Annotated in this window: 16 protein-coding genes and 1 riboswitch; of the genes, 15 read left to right on the forward strand and 1 reads right to left on the reverse strand. The window is 38.5% G+C overall.

Features of this window, described 5'->3' with window-relative positions; all coding sequences use genetic code 11:
- Window positions 1–25: 25 nt before the first annotated feature.
- The 3 genes from N0O92_RS10415 to N0O92_RS10425 are packed head-to-tail and all read left to right on the forward strand — an operon-like array spanning window position 26 to window position 2,824.
- Window positions 26–2,464, forward strand: coding sequence for a heavy metal translocating P-type ATPase (locus N0O92_RS10415; RefSeq protein WP_315614584.1), 2,439 nt, complete (start codon window positions 26–28; stop codon window positions 2,462–2,464).
- Window positions 2,461–2,616 carry a hypothetical protein gene (locus N0O92_RS10420; protein WP_315614585.1) on the forward strand — a complete coding sequence of 52 codons (156 nt, stop codon included), beginning with the start codon at window positions 2,461–2,463 and terminating at the stop codon, window positions 2,614–2,616. Before N0O92_RS10415 ends, N0O92_RS10420 begins: the two co-directional genes overlap by 4 nt.
- A 1-nt stretch (window position 2,617) precedes the next feature.
- On the forward strand, window positions 2,618–2,824 hold the full coding sequence (locus tag N0O92_RS10425; protein ID WP_315614586.1) for a YwbE family protein: 207 nt from the start codon (window positions 2,618–2,620) through the stop codon (window positions 2,822–2,824).
- Window positions 2,825–2,851: 27 nt separating this feature from the next.
- Here N0O92_RS10425 and N0O92_RS10430 read toward each other — a convergent pair whose 3' ends face one another.
- Complete coding sequence (locus N0O92_RS10430; RefSeq protein ID WP_315614587.1) at window positions 2,852–4,276, reverse strand: hypothetical protein; 1,425 nt, start codon at window positions 4,274–4,276, stop codon at window positions 2,852–2,854.
- Between the two features lie 200 nt (window positions 4,277–4,476).
- Between N0O92_RS10430 and N0O92_RS10435 the strand changes: the two genes are divergently transcribed.
- From N0O92_RS10435 to N0O92_RS10490, 12 genes are all read left to right on the forward strand, one after another.
- A complete protein-coding gene (locus N0O92_RS10435; RefSeq protein WP_315614588.1) occupies window positions 4,477–4,908 on the forward strand; it encodes a MarR family winged helix-turn-helix transcriptional regulator in 432 nt (143 codons plus the stop codon).
- A gap of 17 nt (window positions 4,909–4,925) precedes the next feature.
- Complete coding sequence (locus tag N0O92_RS10440; RefSeq protein WP_315614589.1) at window positions 4,926–6,317, forward strand: MATE family efflux transporter; 1,392 nt, start codon at window positions 4,926–4,928, stop codon at window positions 6,315–6,317.
- Window positions 6,318–6,466: 149 nt separating this feature from the next.
- The gene (locus N0O92_RS10445; protein ID WP_315614590.1) at window positions 6,467–7,588 is read left to right on the forward strand and encodes a DEAD/DEAH box helicase; all 1,122 of its coding nucleotides are present in this window, start codon (window positions 6,467–6,469) and stop codon (window positions 7,586–7,588) included.
- A gap of 73 nt (window positions 7,589–7,661) precedes the next feature.
- Window positions 7,662–7,762: riboswitch (purine riboswitch) on the forward strand.
- A gap of 50 nt (window positions 7,763–7,812) precedes the next feature.
- Window positions 7,813–9,150, forward strand: a complete 1,338-nt coding sequence (locus N0O92_RS10450; RefSeq protein ID WP_315614591.1) for a 5'-deoxyadenosine deaminase — start codon at window positions 7,813–7,815, stop codon at window positions 9,148–9,150.
- 28 nt (window positions 9,151–9,178) lie between these two features.
- A complete protein-coding gene (locus N0O92_RS10455; protein WP_315614592.1) occupies window positions 9,179–9,571 on the forward strand; it encodes a gamma-glutamylcyclotransferase family protein in 393 nt (130 codons plus the stop codon).
- A 171-nt stretch (window positions 9,572–9,742) separates the two neighbouring features.
- Window positions 9,743–11,242, forward strand: coding sequence for a spore germination protein (locus N0O92_RS10460; protein ID WP_315614593.1), 1,500 nt, complete (start codon window positions 9,743–9,745; stop codon window positions 11,240–11,242).
- A gap of 6 nt (window positions 11,243–11,248) precedes the next feature.
- Complete coding sequence (locus N0O92_RS10465) at window positions 11,249–12,361, forward strand: GerAB/ArcD/ProY family transporter (RefSeq protein WP_315614594.1); 1,113 nt, start codon at window positions 11,249–11,251, stop codon at window positions 12,359–12,361.
- Complete coding sequence (locus tag N0O92_RS10470) at window positions 12,358–13,467, forward strand: Ger(x)C family spore germination protein (protein ID WP_315614595.1); 1,110 nt, start codon at window positions 12,358–12,360, stop codon at window positions 13,465–13,467. The genes N0O92_RS10465 and N0O92_RS10470 overlap by 4 nt, the downstream gene beginning before the upstream one ends.
- A gap of 139 nt (window positions 13,468–13,606) precedes the next feature.
- Entirely contained in the window at window positions 13,607–13,843 is a 237-nt protein-coding gene (locus tag N0O92_RS10475) for a hypothetical protein (protein ID WP_315614596.1), read from the forward strand.
- A gap of 12 nt (window positions 13,844–13,855) precedes the next feature.
- On the forward strand, window positions 13,856–14,983 hold the full coding sequence (locus N0O92_RS10480; protein WP_315614597.1) for a GerAB/ArcD/ProY family transporter: 1,128 nt from the start codon (window positions 13,856–13,858) through the stop codon (window positions 14,981–14,983).
- Window positions 14,980–16,578: a spore germination protein gene (locus N0O92_RS10485; RefSeq protein ID WP_315614598.1), complete on the forward strand. Its 1,599-nt coding sequence runs from the start codon at window positions 14,980–14,982 to the stop codon at window positions 16,576–16,578. Before N0O92_RS10480 ends, N0O92_RS10485 begins: the two co-directional genes overlap by 4 nt.
- Complete coding sequence (locus N0O92_RS10490; RefSeq protein ID WP_315614599.1) at window positions 16,575–17,771, forward strand: Ger(x)C family spore germination protein; 1,197 nt, start codon at window positions 16,575–16,577, stop codon at window positions 17,769–17,771. The genes N0O92_RS10485 and N0O92_RS10490 overlap by 4 nt, the downstream gene beginning before the upstream one ends.
- The last annotated feature ends 7 nt before the right edge of the window (window positions 17,772–17,778 follow it).

The following is a 17,778-nucleotide window of genomic DNA, read 5'->3' on the forward strand; positions in this document are numbered from 1 at the left end:
CTTCATCATAAGGGGGGAGAGAGTGTTGGAAAAAATAGAGAATGTAACGCTTTCGGTTGTTGGTATGACGTGTGCGGCTTGCTCGCAACGAGTTGAAAAAGGTCTTAAAAGAATGAATGGGGTTCACGAAGCGAACGTGAACGTCACAACAGAAAAAGCAACCGTTACGTTTAATACGGAAGAAACAACGATAAAGCAGCTAACAGAAAAAATAGAAACTCTCGGGTACGATGTGAGAATGGTAAAAGCTGATTTTCAAGTAACGGGAATGACATGTGCAGCTTGCTCCAATCGTGTCGAGAAAAAATTGAATCGATTAGAAGGAGTACAGAAAGCGGCGGTTAACCTTGCACTAGAAACGGCAACAGTTGAATATGTAGAGGGCGTAATTTCACCTTCGGATATGAAAGATGCTGTTCATAAGCTTGGTTTCGGATTAAAAGAAAAAGATGATTCGTCTAATCAAGTTGATTCAAAGCAAAAAGAGATGGAAGTACAATTGGGGAAATTTCTTTTTGCTGCGATTTTGACATTTCCATTGTTTTGGTCAATGGTTACTCACTTTGAGTTTACGTCCTTTATTTGGATGCCAGACATGTTTATGAATCCGTGGGTACAATTAGCACTTGCTACACCTGTTCAATTTATAGTGGGTGCCCAGTTTTATGTAGGAGCTTATAAGGCGTTACGAAACAAAAGTGCGAATATGGATGTACTAGTTGCTCTTGGTACATCTGCGGCTTATTTTTATAGTATTTATCTTGGCATAGAAGCAATGGAGCAAGGTATTGTCATGCCTGATTTGTATTTTGAAACATCGGCTGTGATTATTACGTTAATTGTTTTAGGGAAATGGTTTGAAGCACGTGCAAAGGGAAAAACAAGTCAAGCAATTCAGAAGTTACTTGGTTTGCAAGTGAAAACAGCTACCGTGATTCGAAATAATGAAGCTGTTACGATTGCATTAGAAGAAGTAAAAGTAGGCGATCGGTTGCTTGTTAAACCAGGCGAAAAAATACCAGTTGATGGTGTCATTTTAGATGGACATTCAGCTGTCGATGAATCGATGATTACAGGAGAAAGCATTCCTGTTGATAAAAAGTCTGGAGATATTGTTATAGGATCAACGATGAATAAGCACGGTTCTATCACAATGGAAGCAACGAAAGTAGGGAAAGATACGGCGTTAGCGCAAATCATTTCCATTGTAGAAAATGCCCAAGGCTCAAAAGCGAACATCCAACGAATGACAGATAAAGTTTCAGGAATTTTTGTTCCTGTAGTTGTCGTAATCGCAATAATGTCGTTCTTTGTCTGGTATCTCTTTGTTACACCAGGAGATCTAGGGGCAGCGCTCATTCCTACCATATCCATTCTTGTAATTGCTTGTCCTTGTGCACTAGGCCTAGCAACCCCGACTTCCATTATGGCAGGTTCTGGACGTGCAGCTGAGGTTGGATTGCTGTTTAAAGGTGGAGAGCATTTAGAAAATACGCAATCTATTCAAACGGTTGTTCTAGATAAAACGGGTACCGTGACAAAAGGGGAACCGATGGTAACAGATTTTGTTTATGAAGCTCCTTTTGAAAAAGAGTTGCTATTGCAGATGGTATCCTCAGCAGAGTTCAAATCTGAACATCCACTGGCACACGCCATTGTTAATTATGCTAAGGAAGAGCCTGTTCAGTTAATGGAGACCGAACAATTTGAAGCGGTACCAGGTCATGGTATTCGTGCTAAGGTTAATGGATACGATCTACTAATTGGTACGAGAAAACTACTCGATGATGAGAAGGTTGAGTATAATAAGGCCCAAGTAAAGATGACAGAGTTTGAGAAAGAAGGAAAAACGGCGATGTTAATTGCCGTAAATGGTCAATATGCAGGGCTTGTCGCAGTTGCAGACACCGTAAAAGAAACATCGAAGCAGGCGATAACAAGACTGAAGAAGTTAGGGCTTGAAGTCATAATGTTAACAGGAGATAATAAGCGAACAGCAGAAGCAATTGCCAAACAAGTTGGGATTGATCAAGTTGTTGCTGAAGTTCTACCAGAAGAGAAAAGTGCCGTAGTTGAAAATTTACAAAAAGAAGGAAAAAAAGTGGCAATGGTCGGAGATGGGTTAAATGATGCACCTGCTCTTGCTGTTGCTGATATCGGAATGGCGATAGGAACAGGTACGGACGTAGCGATTGAAGCAGCAGATATTACCCTCATGCGCGGGGATTTAAATAGCGTTGCGGATGCCATCATTATGAGCCGAAAAACGATGATTAATATTAAACAAAACTTATTCTTCGCCTTTGTTTATAATTCGTTAGGAATCCCAATCGCAGCTGTTGGCTTGCTTGCTCCGTGGGTAGCTGGTGCTGCTATGGCATTTAGTTCTGTTTCGGTTGTTTTGAACGCGTTACGCCTACAAAAAACAAAGCTTTCACCAAATGAAATGGAGAGATCAAAATGACTAAGACTGTTTGGAAATGGGTTGTCTCTGCCATCGCCATTTTACTTGCAATCATGGTGATCTACTCTTATGTAGGGCCAGAGGAAGTCGATCATCATTCAGATCATGCGCTAGATGAATATGAAAAAGCCAGAGAAGAAAGAAGTGGATAACTTGACAAAATCAGGACAAGAACGAAAACATATTGTGCCAGGGATAGAAGTAGATATTGTTCTTAAACAAGATCAACGGACAGGAAAGTTGACAAGAGGCATTGTGAAAGATTTGTTAACAAAATCACCACATCACCCTCATGGAATCAAAGTGAGATTGCAAGACGGTCACGTTGGTAGAGTGAAGGCCATCATAGAAAACAGCTAAGCATTTCGCTTAGCTGTTTTTTCCTTTTTAAAATAATAACAAAGCAGCGATCGTTGAGATAATGAGCCCTAACATAACGGGAATAAACGATTTTCGGACAATTTCCATTACAGGCACTTTCGCAAAACCAGCTACTGCTACTAGTGAAGACCAAGCGATCAGAGTTCCGCCACCAACCCAGATGGATCCCATTTGACCGATAGCAGCGAGGGTAGCAACATCAACACCGACGCTTTGACCTAATGCTCCTGATAGCGAACCAACTAGTGGAAGGCCAGAAAATCCCGAACCGTCTAATCCGGTAATCATTCCAATAATGAGAATCCCAAAAGCAGCTAGGAAAGAACTTTCTGGGATTACTTGTTGACCAGCTTGAACGAGGTCAAACAAGAAGGAAGGTGCCTGACTGGATTCTGTTCCAAAAATTTTTGAAGAAAACTCGCCACTTCCGATAAAGAAAAACCCCGCAATTGGGATCACTGGTCCCATAGCCTTAAAGGCAAAAACGAATCCTTTTACTAGAAAATCACTAACATTGGCAAGAGTCTTCTTGAAGTTATAGAAACTAGATGCGACTACTAATAAGATAACAGCTGTTCCACCAATTAATGATGCTCCTGCACCGCCTTCCATGTCAGGGATCGCATCTGTAAACATAGAAAGAACCATGTATATGACAATCAAGAGAAAGGTGATCGGAATTAATAAGGCAAAAAAGATTCGGTGTTTTTTAGAATGAGTGGGTGGAAGGTGGTCGTCTTCTTGCTCAACATTACGGCTTTCTTTCTCCCAAGACAGAAGGTGTTGACGAGAAGGTGGTTTGATCGATTTTTTAATAGAGAAATAGGCATAGCTTAAGGCAACCGCACCAGTAATAAGTGATAAGACTAAGGCTCTGTCGGCAACAGGACCGACATCGATACCAGCTGAGGTGGCATTTAACATTGGTGCTATTTTAATCATATAATCAGCTGATAAAGCCATACCTTGACCTGCTAACGAAATTGCAATGGCAGCTCCAATGGGTGGTAAGCCAGCTCGAATGGCAACAGGGATGAGCAAGGCACCAATTAAAGGAACGGCAGGTGTTGGCCAAAAAAAGATCGAGATCGTATAAGTGACTAAAACGATAACCCAAAATGAAATATGACCATTTTTCATTACTCGTTGAAAGGGGGTAATCATTTGCTCATCTGCACCAATAGCTTTTAACGAGTGTAGCAAAGCCGTCATGATCGCAATGATGAGGAAGATATTAAAGAGCTCCCCAGCTGCAGTTAAACTAGCTTGGAAAATGGTTTGTAAACCACTAGAAAAGGATCCAGTGAAAATCCACCCGACAAAAAAGGTCATCAGGACAGCTGGCACAACGACATTTTGTCTAAATAGCATTGTAATAATAATAATGAACGTACCAATAAGATAAATCCAATGAGGCGCAGTTAATTCCATCGTGTTCATCACTCCTTTCTTGAGCCGTAAAACAAGGCATACGATACTATATGATAGTTATTAGGCATTGGTGTAAACGTGAGTGTTTGTGTGCTTTCTTATTCAGAAAAAGTAAACTATTTAGCTATTCGAAATAAAATGGTTGAATATTGGGTGTGAACATTGTAAAATTTACTTATAATAGTTAGGGGGCTAAGTAATTGGAACGAGATTTAGAAAACAGAGTTGGTTATCAAATTGGGGTTGTTGCCCATCTGATGCACAACCAGCTCAATCAAAAATTAGCCGACTACGGAGTGACGCATGCTCAATTCAAAGTACTTTACCAACTGAAAGAGCATCAGGAGTTAGTTCAATCTAATCTACAAAATCGCCTATATATTAAAGCGTCCACAATGAACGGAATCATTGAATCTATGTTAAAAAATGAATTAATAATAAAGAAAGATAGTGAGAAAGACAGGCGTTCCAAGGTTATTACGTTAACGACAAAAGGGGAACAGCTTGAAGAAAAGTTATGGAATGAGATCGGAAAAATGGATACGGAGCTTACGCAGATCTTTTCAGATGAAGAGAAACGTTCGTTTGTCTCTTACTTACGAAGAATAGTTCAATCCTATGGAAAACAATAGAAAGTTGGTTAATACCTATGAAACAAAAATTACAAAGCGAGCGACTCGGAACCGAACCGATTCCGAAATTGCTTAAAAACTTATCCATCCCAGCCATGATTGGGATGTTTGTTATGGCGTTATACAATGTCGTTGATACGATCTTCATTTCGTATGGTGTCGGAATTGATGCGGTTGCTGGTGTGACGATTGCCTTTCCGATTATGATGATTATGATGGCGGTATCGGCTGCGATGGGGATTGGTGGAGCGTCTGTTATTTCGAGAAGGTTAGGGGAACGACGAGAAGGAGAGGCGAACCAAGTATTTGGCAACATAATCTCTGTTATTATCATTATAAGTGTTTTAGGAATGGTAAGTGCATTCACGATTCTTGAACCGACATTGCGTTTATTCGGGGCGACACCTGAAGTATTAGCATATGCTATTGATTATATGTTTCCTATTTTACTTGGTACGTTTTTCTTTTCTTTTGCGTTTGCAACAAATAATATTGTCCGATCAGAAGGAAATGCAAAATTTGCGATGATGACGATGATTATCCCTGCAGTGATCAATATTATTTTAGACCCCATTTTTATTTTCGGTTTAAATATGGGAGTAAGAGGAGCGGCAATTGCTACTGTAATCTCTCAAGCTTCCGTAACAATTGTCATTTTGCAATACTTCTTAACGGGGAAAAGTTCTCTTCAGCTTCGATTGGCTGATTTGAAAATAAAACTAGCTATTATTAAAGAAGTCATCGCTGTAGGGTTACCTGCATTTGCGCAACAAGCTGCTGGAAGCATTATGATGATTGCAATTAATACGATGCTCATTCGTTTTGGTGGCGATCTTCATGTTGGCGTATTTGGAATTATTCAACGAATCATTATGTTTACGGTTATGCCTATGATGGGCGTTATGCAAGGAATGCAGCCGATTGTCGGGTATAACTATGGAGCTAAAAATTATGAACGCCTACGGGAGACGGTTATTCTAGGGTTAAAAGTAACCATTTTTATTTCGTTTCTTATTTTTGCCCTCGTTATGGCAGTTCCACATTGGCTCATGATGATCTTTACATCTGATCCTGAAGTCATTGCAGCTGGGTCAACATATTTACGCATCATGTTTAGTGCTGTTTTCTTAATTGGTATTCAAGTGATTGGAAGTGGATTATATCAGGCTTTAGGGAAGCCAAAACAAGCACTAATTTTATCAATGTCTAGACAACTTATTTTTCTTATTCCACTAGTTTTAATTTTGCCTCATTTTATTGGGGTGTATGGAGTATTTTTAGCGTTTCCTATTTCTGATTTCTTTGCATGTCTGCTTGCTAGTATCTTAATGTACCGTGATCGAGCTATCTTTTTTGGGAAAGGAAAAAACAAGACTGTTAAAGAACCCGCTGCTGCATCCTCTACCTAAGGCACGTAACTTATGTATGCTGTAGAACGCAGAGGGAAAAAATGAACATCAAAGGTAACTCACATTTGAGTTGCCTTTTTGATTACAGCTAAAAACATGTCATTTTCTTGAGATAAAGGTATGCTATGTATATAGAAAGAAGGGGTAAAATGAGAGATTTTCAAGCACTAGGGATTAGTCAGAAAACTATAGCGTTGTTAGATGAATATAGGATTACGTGCCCAACACCGATACAAGAGAAAGCCATACCTATCGTCTTACAAGGACGAGATGTGATCGCACAAGCACAAACCGGTACAGGGAAAACATTTGCTTTTCTTCTCCCGATCCTAGAGCGCATCGATCCAGAGAAGTCACACGTACAAGCATTAATCGTTGCACCTACAAGAGAGCTCGCGCTTCAAATTACAACCGAAGCGAAAAGACTGACAGATTCATTATCATCGATTGATGTATTAGCGGTATACGGTGGCCAAGATGTTGAGCAACAATTACGTAAATTACAAGGTGCCATCCAAATCATTGTGGCTACTCCTGGAAGATTACTTGATCATATACGCAGAAAAACAGTCAAACTGAATGAAGTATCTATGCTTGTTTTAGATGAAGCGGATCAAATGTTACATATGGGTTTTTTACAAGAAGTAGAAGAGGTCATTCTTCAAACACCACGTGCGAGGCAAACCCTCTTGTTTTCGGCTACAATGCCTAAGGAAATACGAGAATTAGCGAACACTTTCATGAAGACGCCTGAAAACATCTCTGTTGAACAAAAAAATGTGACGATCGATCGCATTAAGCAAGTATTAATTGAGACAACGGACCGTGGAAAGCAAGAAGCTCTAAAAAAGGTGATGAAACAAGAACAACCGTTTCTTGCGATCATTTTTTGTCGAACGAAACGCAGAGTTAGCAAGCTAACAGCTGCCCTGCTTGAAAATCGTTACCTTGTAAATGAACTTCATGGAGATTTGTCTCAATCAAAGCGAGAAGAAGTGATGAAGTCATTTCGTGAATGCCAAATTCAGTATTTAGTAGCGACAGATGTGGCAGCTCGTGGATTAGATGTAGAAGGAGTGACTCATGTGTTTAATTATGATATTCCTCAAGATGCAGAAAGCTACATTCACCGAATAGGACGAACCGGAAGAGCTGGAGAAGAAGGGCGTGCGTTTACGTTTGTTGCGGGGAAAGATCGCAGGCAGGTCGAAATCATCGAAAAAGGAATAGGAAAAAAACTTGAAAGGCAAACGATTCAAAAAAGAACGTAAACGTTATAAATCTTTTGATAGATAATCTGACTCAAATATAGAAAAAGAACGAAAAATTCCGTAAAGTTAGCACTATAATCTTATAGTTCTTTTTCGTATAACCTCGAGTAATATGGACCGAGGGTTTCTACTTGGAACCGTAAATTCCTAGCTACGAAAAATATGCTTTCCTGCATATTTTTTGTAGCTTTTTTGTAGTTGACTATATTTTGAGGTGATAACATTTGAGTAGAATCTTAATCAAACAGGCAGAAATTGTAACGATGAATGACAAGGAAGACATTATAAAAGGAGATATTCTAATTGAGGATGAGAAGATAAAGGAAATTGGCTCCACGCTTAATCCGAGTCATGTAGATAAAGTCATAAATGCAACGAAACTGACCGTTATTCCTGGCTTTGTTCAAACCCACATTCATTTATGTCAAACCGTTTTTCGCGGTAGAGCAGATGACTTAGAGCTTCTTGATTGGCTAAAAAAACGAATCTGGCCGTTAGAGGCAGCGCATGATGAAGAATCGCTTTATTATTCAGCTTTGCTAGGCATTGGTGAATTAATTCAAAGTGGTACCACTTCGATTGTTGATATGGAAACCGTTCATCATACAGACTTTGCCTTTCAGGCAATTGCTTCAAGTGGAATTCGTGCATTATCGGGGAAAGTGATGATGGATAAAGGCGATGAAGTACCTAAGAGATTACAAGAAAATACAACTCAATCGATTCAAGAAAGTGTTGATTTACTTGAAAAATGGCACAATTATGATAATGGACGAATTCAATACGCCTTTTCTCCAAGATTCGTTGTTTCTTGTACCGAACGTCTTTTGAGAGAAGTCGCTGAGTTATCATCCCGTTATAACGTACGTGTCCATACCCACGCTTCAGAGAATCGCAGGGAAATTGACATTGTGGAGCAAGAAACAGGAATGCGAAATATTGAATATTTAGATCATATAGGGTTGGCTAATAATCGGCTTCTTTTGGCTCATTGTGTCTGGTTAAATGACATAGAAAAGAGGATCATTAAAGAAAAAGGAATTCATGTTAGTCATTGTCCTGGTTCAAATTTAAAACTAGCTTCAGGTATTGCTGAAATCCCTCATTTATTAAAAGAAGGGATTTCCGTTAGTCTTGGGGCAGATGGAGCGCCGTGCAACAATAATCTAGATATGTTTCAAGAAATGAGAATGGCAGCTCTTATCCAAAAGCCGCTTCACGGTCCAACAGCGATGGATGCAAAGACGGTGTTTAAGATGGCAACAATTGGAGGCGCAAAAGCCATTGGTCTTGCTGATCAGATTGGGAGCATTGAAGTAGGGAAAAAAGCAGATCTTGTTCTGCTAGATTTACATGATTTTCATACGTATCCTTCATTTGGTGTCGATCCTATTTCGAGAATTGTTTATTCGGCAACTAGAGCTGATGTGCTCACATCGATTATTAATGGAAAGATTGTGATGGAAAATCGGATTATGAAGACAATGGATAAGCAAATGGTATTGGCAGAAGCAAATACATCTATAAAACGAATGACAGACAGAATGGCAACCATCATATAAATCGTTTGATGGAGGGTGAAAATAGTATATGGATAAAAAGAAACATCGTGTGTTTGTATATGGAACGTTACGAAAAGGAGGGGCTAATGATCATTATTTGAATGGAGCAACATGTATTTGTGAGCGTTGTTGGGTGTACGGTGCGCTACATGATACATCGTTTGGCTATCCAGTCTTAAAAGAAACTGAACAAAGACGTATTATTGGTGAATTATACGAAGTCAGCAATGAACAATTGGCTCAACTCGATGTACTAGAAGATTTCATAGCAACTAGAGAGTCTAACGAATATGAGAGAGTAGTAAGAACCGTTTTTACAGAAAAAAGCGAATCGGAAGCTTTTTTCTACATCGCTGGTAAACGACTCGAGCAAGTCGATCGTCTTATTAAAGAGAATGATTGGTTGGCCTATTTGAAGTAAGAAATACTTTCATTTTAGCAGTAAATAGAAAAAATCGTCTTTTTTGTTGAGAAGGTATTCACACCATGTGATGCCTTCTCTTTTTCCTGTTCTCTATCCTTTTTATGGTACATAAATCCTCATCTTACAGGGAACGTTTTACATATGAACAGTTTGTAAGGAGGTTAGTTAATGAGTCGGAAAAAGAAGGGATTTAAGTTTAAAAAGTTATTCCAGCCACAACCACATGATGATAACAAAGCAAATCCGGACATTAAAGAACCAATTACAAAAGAAGCGATTCAAAAGAGTTTAGCCGATGTCGATGATTTTGTTATGAAAGAAGTGAAAGTCGGCCAAAAAACGGTAACGATTCTGTATTTAAATACCATTGTGGAAACATCGATAATAGATGAATTAGTATTTAATCCACTCAATCAATCGTCGTCTACAAAAGCTGATGAGATTTTCAAAAATTATTCGGTCTTAAAAAAAGACGAGCTTCCTAAACTCATACACGATATATGTAGTGGATATACGATATTGCTTTTTGAAGACGAGATTATTGAAATTGATACGTTTAGTGCACCTGACCGCTCGATTACGATTCCAGAAAATGAAACGACTGTAATGGGCCCGCAAGATTCTTTTGTCGAGAGTGTAGCAACCAATATTTCTTTAATAAAAAAACGAATCAGATCTCCTCAATTAAAGTCCAAGTCATTTCTACTCGGGACAGAAACGAAGAACGATGTGACCATGCTTTACATGGGAAATATCGCGAATGATGAAAATGTTCAGCGTGTCAAACGAAGACTTGAAAATGTTGAATTTCACGGGTTTATCGGGATGCCAGTTTTAAAGCAAATGCTAGAAGATAAACCATTCTCACCTTTTCCGCAATTCGGAATTACGGTAAGGACCGATAATGCAACAGATGCCTTATTGAACGGAAAGATTGTTGTTATGATGAACGGCAGTCCTGAAGCGGCGATCTTACCTGCATCGTTTTGGGAAATGTTTATTACCCCAGAAGATTATTACAACCGTTGGACAACAGCAAGTCTTCTAAGAACATTACGATTGGCTGGTTTTTTTATTTCTATTTTCTTAACATCAACGTATGTATCTGTGCTAACCTTTCATCCGGAAATGCTGCCTCCTCAATTACTTAGGTTGTTAGCTGAATCAAGAGCGCAAGTACCGTTTCCACCGATGCTAGAAGCGCTAATAATAGAACTCGTTATTGAGGTACTTCGGGAAGCAGGGGCTCGAATGCCAACAAAAATTGGCCAAACAATCGGGATCGTTGGCGGGATTGTGATCGGGACAGCAGCTGTTGAAGCTGGTCTTGCTAGTAATATTTTGATTGTATTAGTCGCTGTAACGGCATTGTTATCTTTCATTCCTCCTAATTATTTAATGAGTAACGCGATTCGATTTATTCGCTACATTTATATCATTTTCGCTGGGGTATTAGGTATGTTTGGACAAATGATTGTGCTTGCTTGGATGTTTAATCATTTATCTAATATGACATCTTTAGGAAGTCCATATATTACTCCCGTCATCCCTAGAAAATGGCCTGATCTATTAAATTCTATTATTCGAGCTCCCGGAAACTTTATGGTAGAAAGAATAGGCATTGCTCGAGCAAAGAAAGATTTAATTCGACCTTTGGATGAGGAGTAATGAATTATGGATACTGGAAATCTAAAAAAATTAAATAAGTATCATGTTATCTTTTTAATCCAAAATACAATGATCGGAATTGGGTTATTCTCCTTGCCTAATGACATTAGCGCTGTCGGCTATAATCAGTGGCTTGTGCCCTTAATCTTAGGTGTAATTACGAATATAACACTCATTCCGATTATTATGCTTTGTAAAAAGTTTCCGAATGACTCGCTTTTTAAAATTAACGAAATCTTGTTAGGTAACATACTAGGAAAAGCTGTAAATGTAACATTATTACTTTATGGAATTGTTGCTGGATCAGCAGTGATCCAGCAATTTGTTAGGCTTGTCCAATCGATTGTTTTGCCTACATTTACAATAAATTCATTCACGATAAGTCTCTTTTTCGTAACAATTTGTATTGTGTTAGGCGGAATCAAATCGGTTGCGCGCTTTTGTATGTTTTCTTTTTTTATTACTGGTTGGATGATTGCCTTTTTGCAATGGCCACTTCAAGCAGGAAATTGGCTCCATGTTGTGCCTACATTCGAAGTTGGTTTGAATGCTTGGATGGACTCTTTGTATGAAGGATCGATTTCTATGTTTGGATATGGATTAATTCTATTTTATTTTCCCTATATTCAAAATCAAAAAAACGTGTTGATTCATGCTTCCATCGGGATTTGGATTGCCGTTTTTTATTATTTTTTAGTGTCCATAGCTGCAGTGATCTATTTTTCACCTTGGCAAATTGATAATTTGATTTTTCCAGTACTAAATCTTTTTCAGTCCATTCAATTGCCATTTGTAGAGCGAATTGAAAACTTCGGTACCACTTTGTGGGTTTTTCTTGTTCTTTCAACATCTGGAACCTATTTGTGGGTCGCTAAAAAAGGGATGGATGCTCTTTTTAGTCAACATAAAAACCGGACATGGCACACGTATGTAGTGGCTGCAATAGGAACTCTTTTAATTATAGGTCCCATTCCGATTGATCTACAACAGCGAATTTTTGGTGAGTGGAGTGTTTATTTTGGCTATCTCCTGAACACATCACCGATATTGCTCCTTTTCATTTATTGGATTAGATCTAATAAAAAGAAGAATCGGTTAGATAAGGGGGTCTCTTCGTGAGGAACCTAGCAATAATAGGAGCGTTTGTTCTACTAGTACTCATTGGTTGTTCAGATCCGAACCTTGAACATCCTGTAATAGAGGATTTAGGAATGGTTGGGGTAATGGGTTTTGATTATGTCGATCAAGAAAGTGTAAAAATCTCGTTAACACTCCCACAACCTTCTCAAGATGCAGCTGAGCAAGTTCAACAATTCTCTTCAACGGTCAATTTGCCACACGAAGCGATGATGGATATTTCTACGTTAACAGAAAAAACGTTAACTCCAGCACAGTTACGAGTATTGCTTTTTAGTGAAGAATTTGCAAGGAAAAGAGGTTTGATGAAAATTATTGAAAATCTTTACCGAGACCCACAAGTAGGATCCAATATTTTTGTGGCAGTGACCAAGGGAAATGCTGAAGATATTCTGACAGGTGAGTACAAAGATAAGCCGGAAATTAATATTTACTTAACTGAACTATTAACCCCTCGAACGATGACGGCGTTTAGCCCATTTACGACGATACATGATTTTATAAATAGAAATACGGATGAAGTATCAGACCCGGCTACTCCGTATATTGAACAGGTGAATGGATCAATAAAAATTACGCAAGTTGCTCTCTTCAATGACGATAAAATGGTGGATACCATTTCACCAGAAGAGGCAAAGCTCTTTGAAGCTATGAAGGGGAAAAAGGATTTGCCACCTATTACATTTACAATTCCATCAGCAGATGGAAACTCACAAGAGCAATTTATTATGAAATTTACGACAACAAGAGTGGACCCACAAGTAAACGGCGATCTTTCAAACCCAGAGATTTTCATTTACTTATATGTTAGGGGGATTGTCGTTGACTATGATGGTAGTCGCTATTTATCCGAACCGGCTAATCGGACGGATGTTGAGGGAGAAGCTGATAAATTTCTCGAACAACATGTATTAAGAACGGTCGCTTTATTTCAAGAACAAGGAATTGATCCGATAGGATTCGGAGATTACTTTAGGTTGCAAAACGCTAAAGGGTGGTCGAAAGAAAAGTGGATTGAAGCTTTTAAGCAAGCGGAAATTACGACACATGTAGAAACAAGAATTGTCTCAACAGGAACGATTAAATAAAAACATAACCCAGTACTCCTAAGATACCGGTGTACTGGTTTCTATTTTCGAAAGAGATTATTGGAGGTATTACATAAATTTTCTATGCTAGGTAAACCTAGAAAAAGAAGAAAACGACAAACTGAGGTGATTTAAACAAATGGTTACCTTAATTTTTATCACTATTTTAAGTTTAATGCTACTTCTAATGGGAATGTTTGATTCAATCATTTACGATAGAACTTATTTTCAAAGTATCGTTCACATTTATCCGTTTGAACTTGGGACGAGACGAACGATTGTCACTTCTTTTGCAGTAATTGGTTTGTTACTAGCACTATATATCGATTACAAAGAGAAAAAACAGAAGAAAGGGCAACAATCAACGAACAAGTGAGTGAGGCTAACTATGAAGGCAGATGGGAACGACAAAATTTCATTGTGGCAACTATTTATCTTGATCACGATTTTTGCAATTGGGACAGCTGTCGTTGTAGGAGCTGGTGAAGAAGCTAGACAGGATTACTGGATTGCTGAATTTATTGCCGCCATTGTAGGTGTCGGTATAGTCTTGGGCTACTATCAGTTAATTTCATTTGCTGGAAAGAAAAATTTGTATGAAATGCTTTCCTTTTCATTTGGAAAATGGATTGGTTCTGCAATCATTGTTCTTTATTCTTTGTATTTTTTTTATATTGCCTCAAGAAACATACGTGACTTTGGCGAACTCATGAAAATTTCGATATTGCCGATTACTCCTTTGGAAGTGATCACCATTGTGATGATGTTCCCTGTAATGTATACCGTCTACCTTGGGCTTGAAGTATTGGCTCGTGTAACGGAGATTGTTTCTCCTTACATATTAGGCATTTTGGTGTTGGTGGGGGTACTTCTTTTTTTTAGTGGAGAATTGCAATTTACTCATTTGCTTCCTATTTTAGGGGACGGTTTTGGTCCGGTTTGGGAAGCGTTTTTCCCGACCTTACTTACGTTTCCATACGGAGAGGTTATCGTCTTTACAGTCATTATGACAGCAACAACGCGCTTTTCTCATGTTGGGAAGGTTGGGGCAACGGCTATTGCCATCAGTGGTTTATTAATCACATATGCTAATGTGATTCAAATAGCTGCGTTAGGAGTAGACCTAAAAGTTCGTACCCTTTTTCCTTTAATGACAGCAGCAAGAGAAATAATGTTAATGGAATTTATTGAACGAGTAGATATTTTAGTTGTGTTTATATTAATGACGGGCGTGTTTATTAAAGTGAGTGTGTTTTTTTATGCAGGATTAAAAGGGTTGGAGCACGTATTTTCTGTTCCATATAGAAAATTTATTTTACCAGTAAGCACGTTAATTCCTTTTTTTGCGGTTTTAAACTCGGTGAATGTTGTTGAACATTTCGAAGAAGGATTAATGATTGTTCCATATGTTCTACATCTCCCTTTTCAATTTGGAATCCCTTTATTGCTCTTTTTCATTATTTGGCTGAAGAAGAAAAAGAAGAAAAAGTCCATTTCAGGAGGGGTGGCTTCATGAAGAAAGTATTTAAACAGATTATCTCCTCAATGAAAGTAGATGACACAAATAACAAAACAACACCAGAAGATTTAGTGGAAGATCATAATGGGTTCATTCCCATTTCTGCTTCGCTTAAGAAAAGTGAAAATGAATTCAATCAAACGTTTGACAAAAACTACGATTTTTATCTTGAAAAAATATTTGTTGGTAAGCAGCAAGGTTTGCTTCTCTATTTAACAAGTATGGTAGATCTAACAACAGTCGCTGAAACCATAAGAACGGCACTTGCCAATGCTTACAGAGAAAAAAAGGATGTTTCAACATCAACGGATTTTGTGAATTTTGGAAAGGAGTATTTTTCAAGCAATGATACGGTAACGATTCAGTATAATCATGAAGTTAGTTGGTATGTTTTATCTGGTTATACCGTCATTTTAGTTGATGGGCAATCACAAGGGATTGCTATTAGTACGGTAACAACGGAAAATCGAGCCATTGCACAATCAAAAACACAGACCATTATTCGAGGACCACAAGATAGTTTCACGGAAGCAAAAGGGACCAATGTTAGCTTAATAAGGAGAAGAATTAAAAATCCTCATCTTAAGTTTGAGCAGTTCACAGTGGGGAAGGACACACAAACATCCGTTTGTCTTGCTTATTTGGACAATGTTGCAAGTGAAGATATTGTCGTAGAAGCAAGAAAAAGAGTGAAAGAAATAAAAAGCAGCGCCATCTTTGATTCCGGAAATATTGAGGAGTTTATCTCTGATAGGGTTATAACCCCTTTTCCAATGCTTTATCATACAGACCGACCGGATACCGTATCATCGAATATTATTGAAGGAAAAGTAGCGATCATCGTAGATGGATCTCCTTATGTTTTGCTAGCTCCTGTAGTCTTTACTGACTTCTTTCAAGTTAGCGAAGACTATTATCAAGGCTTTATGATGGCGTCAATGCTACGTCTGTTACGTTATCTGGCTTTTCTACTAGCCTTGCTTTTGCCCTCGATTTACATTGGTCTAACTACTTTTCATCATCAATTAATACCAACGGGCTTAATCGTAAGCATTCAGGCTCAGCGGGAAGGGGTCCCGTTTCCTGCTGTTGTTGAATTATTGATAATGGAAGTTACATTTGAAATTTTGCGCGAAGCAGGTGTCCGTATGCCTCGAGTGGTTGGACAAACGGTATCAATCGTTGGGGCTCTCGTAATTGGGCAAGCGGCAGTTGAAGCGGGAATTGTTTCCCACTTTCTTGTTATTATCGTCGCGTTAACTGCGATGGCAGGGTTTGTTTCACCGGTATATTCATTTGCGAACGCTACTAGGCTTCTTCGTTTTGCTCTTATTTTTTTTACTGCTGCACTCGGTCTTTTTGGGACTCTAACAGGTTTTCTTATGATTATTGCTCATTTAGCTAGCATTCGCTCTTTTGGAGTGCCTTATTTAGCACCGATGGGACCTTTTATTTTAGAAGATCAAAAAGATGTGTTTGTTCGTTTGCCAATCCAACTTATGAAGAGAAGACCTAATTATTTACATCCAAAGAAGGATGTGAAAGAAGCTAATAAGTCTCTACCTTCTCAGAAAAAGGAGGAGAGCACGTGAGTAGGAAAAAATTTCTTGTCACGATTCTTCTGCTCTTGCTAGGAATTGCCACTGGCTGTTGGGATCGAAAAGAATTAGATCAGGTATCATTAGTAACGGGATTAGCTTTAGAAATTAGTGAAGACGACGCATTTAGCTTAACTATTGAAGCGATCAATGCAAGTGAGTTGAATGCTCAGACGGCTGAAGGCCTAGCGCCGACCATTACGTATGAACTAAAAGGATTAACGATGGCTGAGCTGTTAAATAAAATGAATATGGGAATTACAAGGGAATTGAACTTTTCTCATACGAGAACGTTAATAGTAGATGAGAAGGTGGCAGAAGAAGGGATATCGAAGTTTTTACAATTTTTGGAGAAAAGTGGTCAATTTCGAAATGACTTTCAAATTATTGTAGCAAAAGGAGTAAAAGCAACCGATATTATTACGACGACGTATCCTATTCAGAAAGTACCTTCTATGAAAATGTACGAACAATTCACCACAATTGAGGAAACTTGGGGAGGGTATCCACAATCGGCCTTAACTGATTTTGTATTTTCCTTAACGTCTGAAGGAAGGCACCCTGTTTCTGCGGCTGTTACAGTCAAAGGAAAACCAGAAGAAGGTCATAACGTTGATGATAATAAAGATTTAGATTTGGATGCAGTATTAGAATATTCTGGAATGGCGATGTTTCATAATGACCGTCTAGTCGGATTTTTATCAGTAGAAGAAACACGCAATTACATGTGGACACAAGATATTAATCGAACGACGGCAACCGCGCCTTGTGGGGAAGATGGCTATTTTGCTTTGCAAATTTATAATTCACATACGAAAGTAGACGCGTCTTTTGAAAATGATGTTCCAAAATTTACTGTGCGAGTGATCATTGAAGGAGATATTCATGACAATCAATGTGCTCATGGGTTAGATGAAATTTCGACATATGAAAACTATCAAAAAATAATGGAAGAGCACCTTGAAGAAAAATTGACAAAGACCATTACATCAGTTCAAGAAAATCACGGAGTTGATGTGTTTGGCTTTGGAGAGCACTTAAGCAAACAACAATATAAGAAGTTTAAAGAACATGTAGATGACTGGGATGAAGAATTTTCACATGCAGTCATTGATGTAGTAGCGAGTGTGTATATAAGACGAGACGGGATGAGAACGAAGAGTTTTATCGATCAATTGGATGAATAAACGTTAG

This window comes from Alkalihalobacillus sp. MEB130, assembly GCF_032335535.1.
Lineage (GTDB): Bacteria > Bacillota > Bacilli > Bacillales > Bacillaceae_D > Halalkalibacter.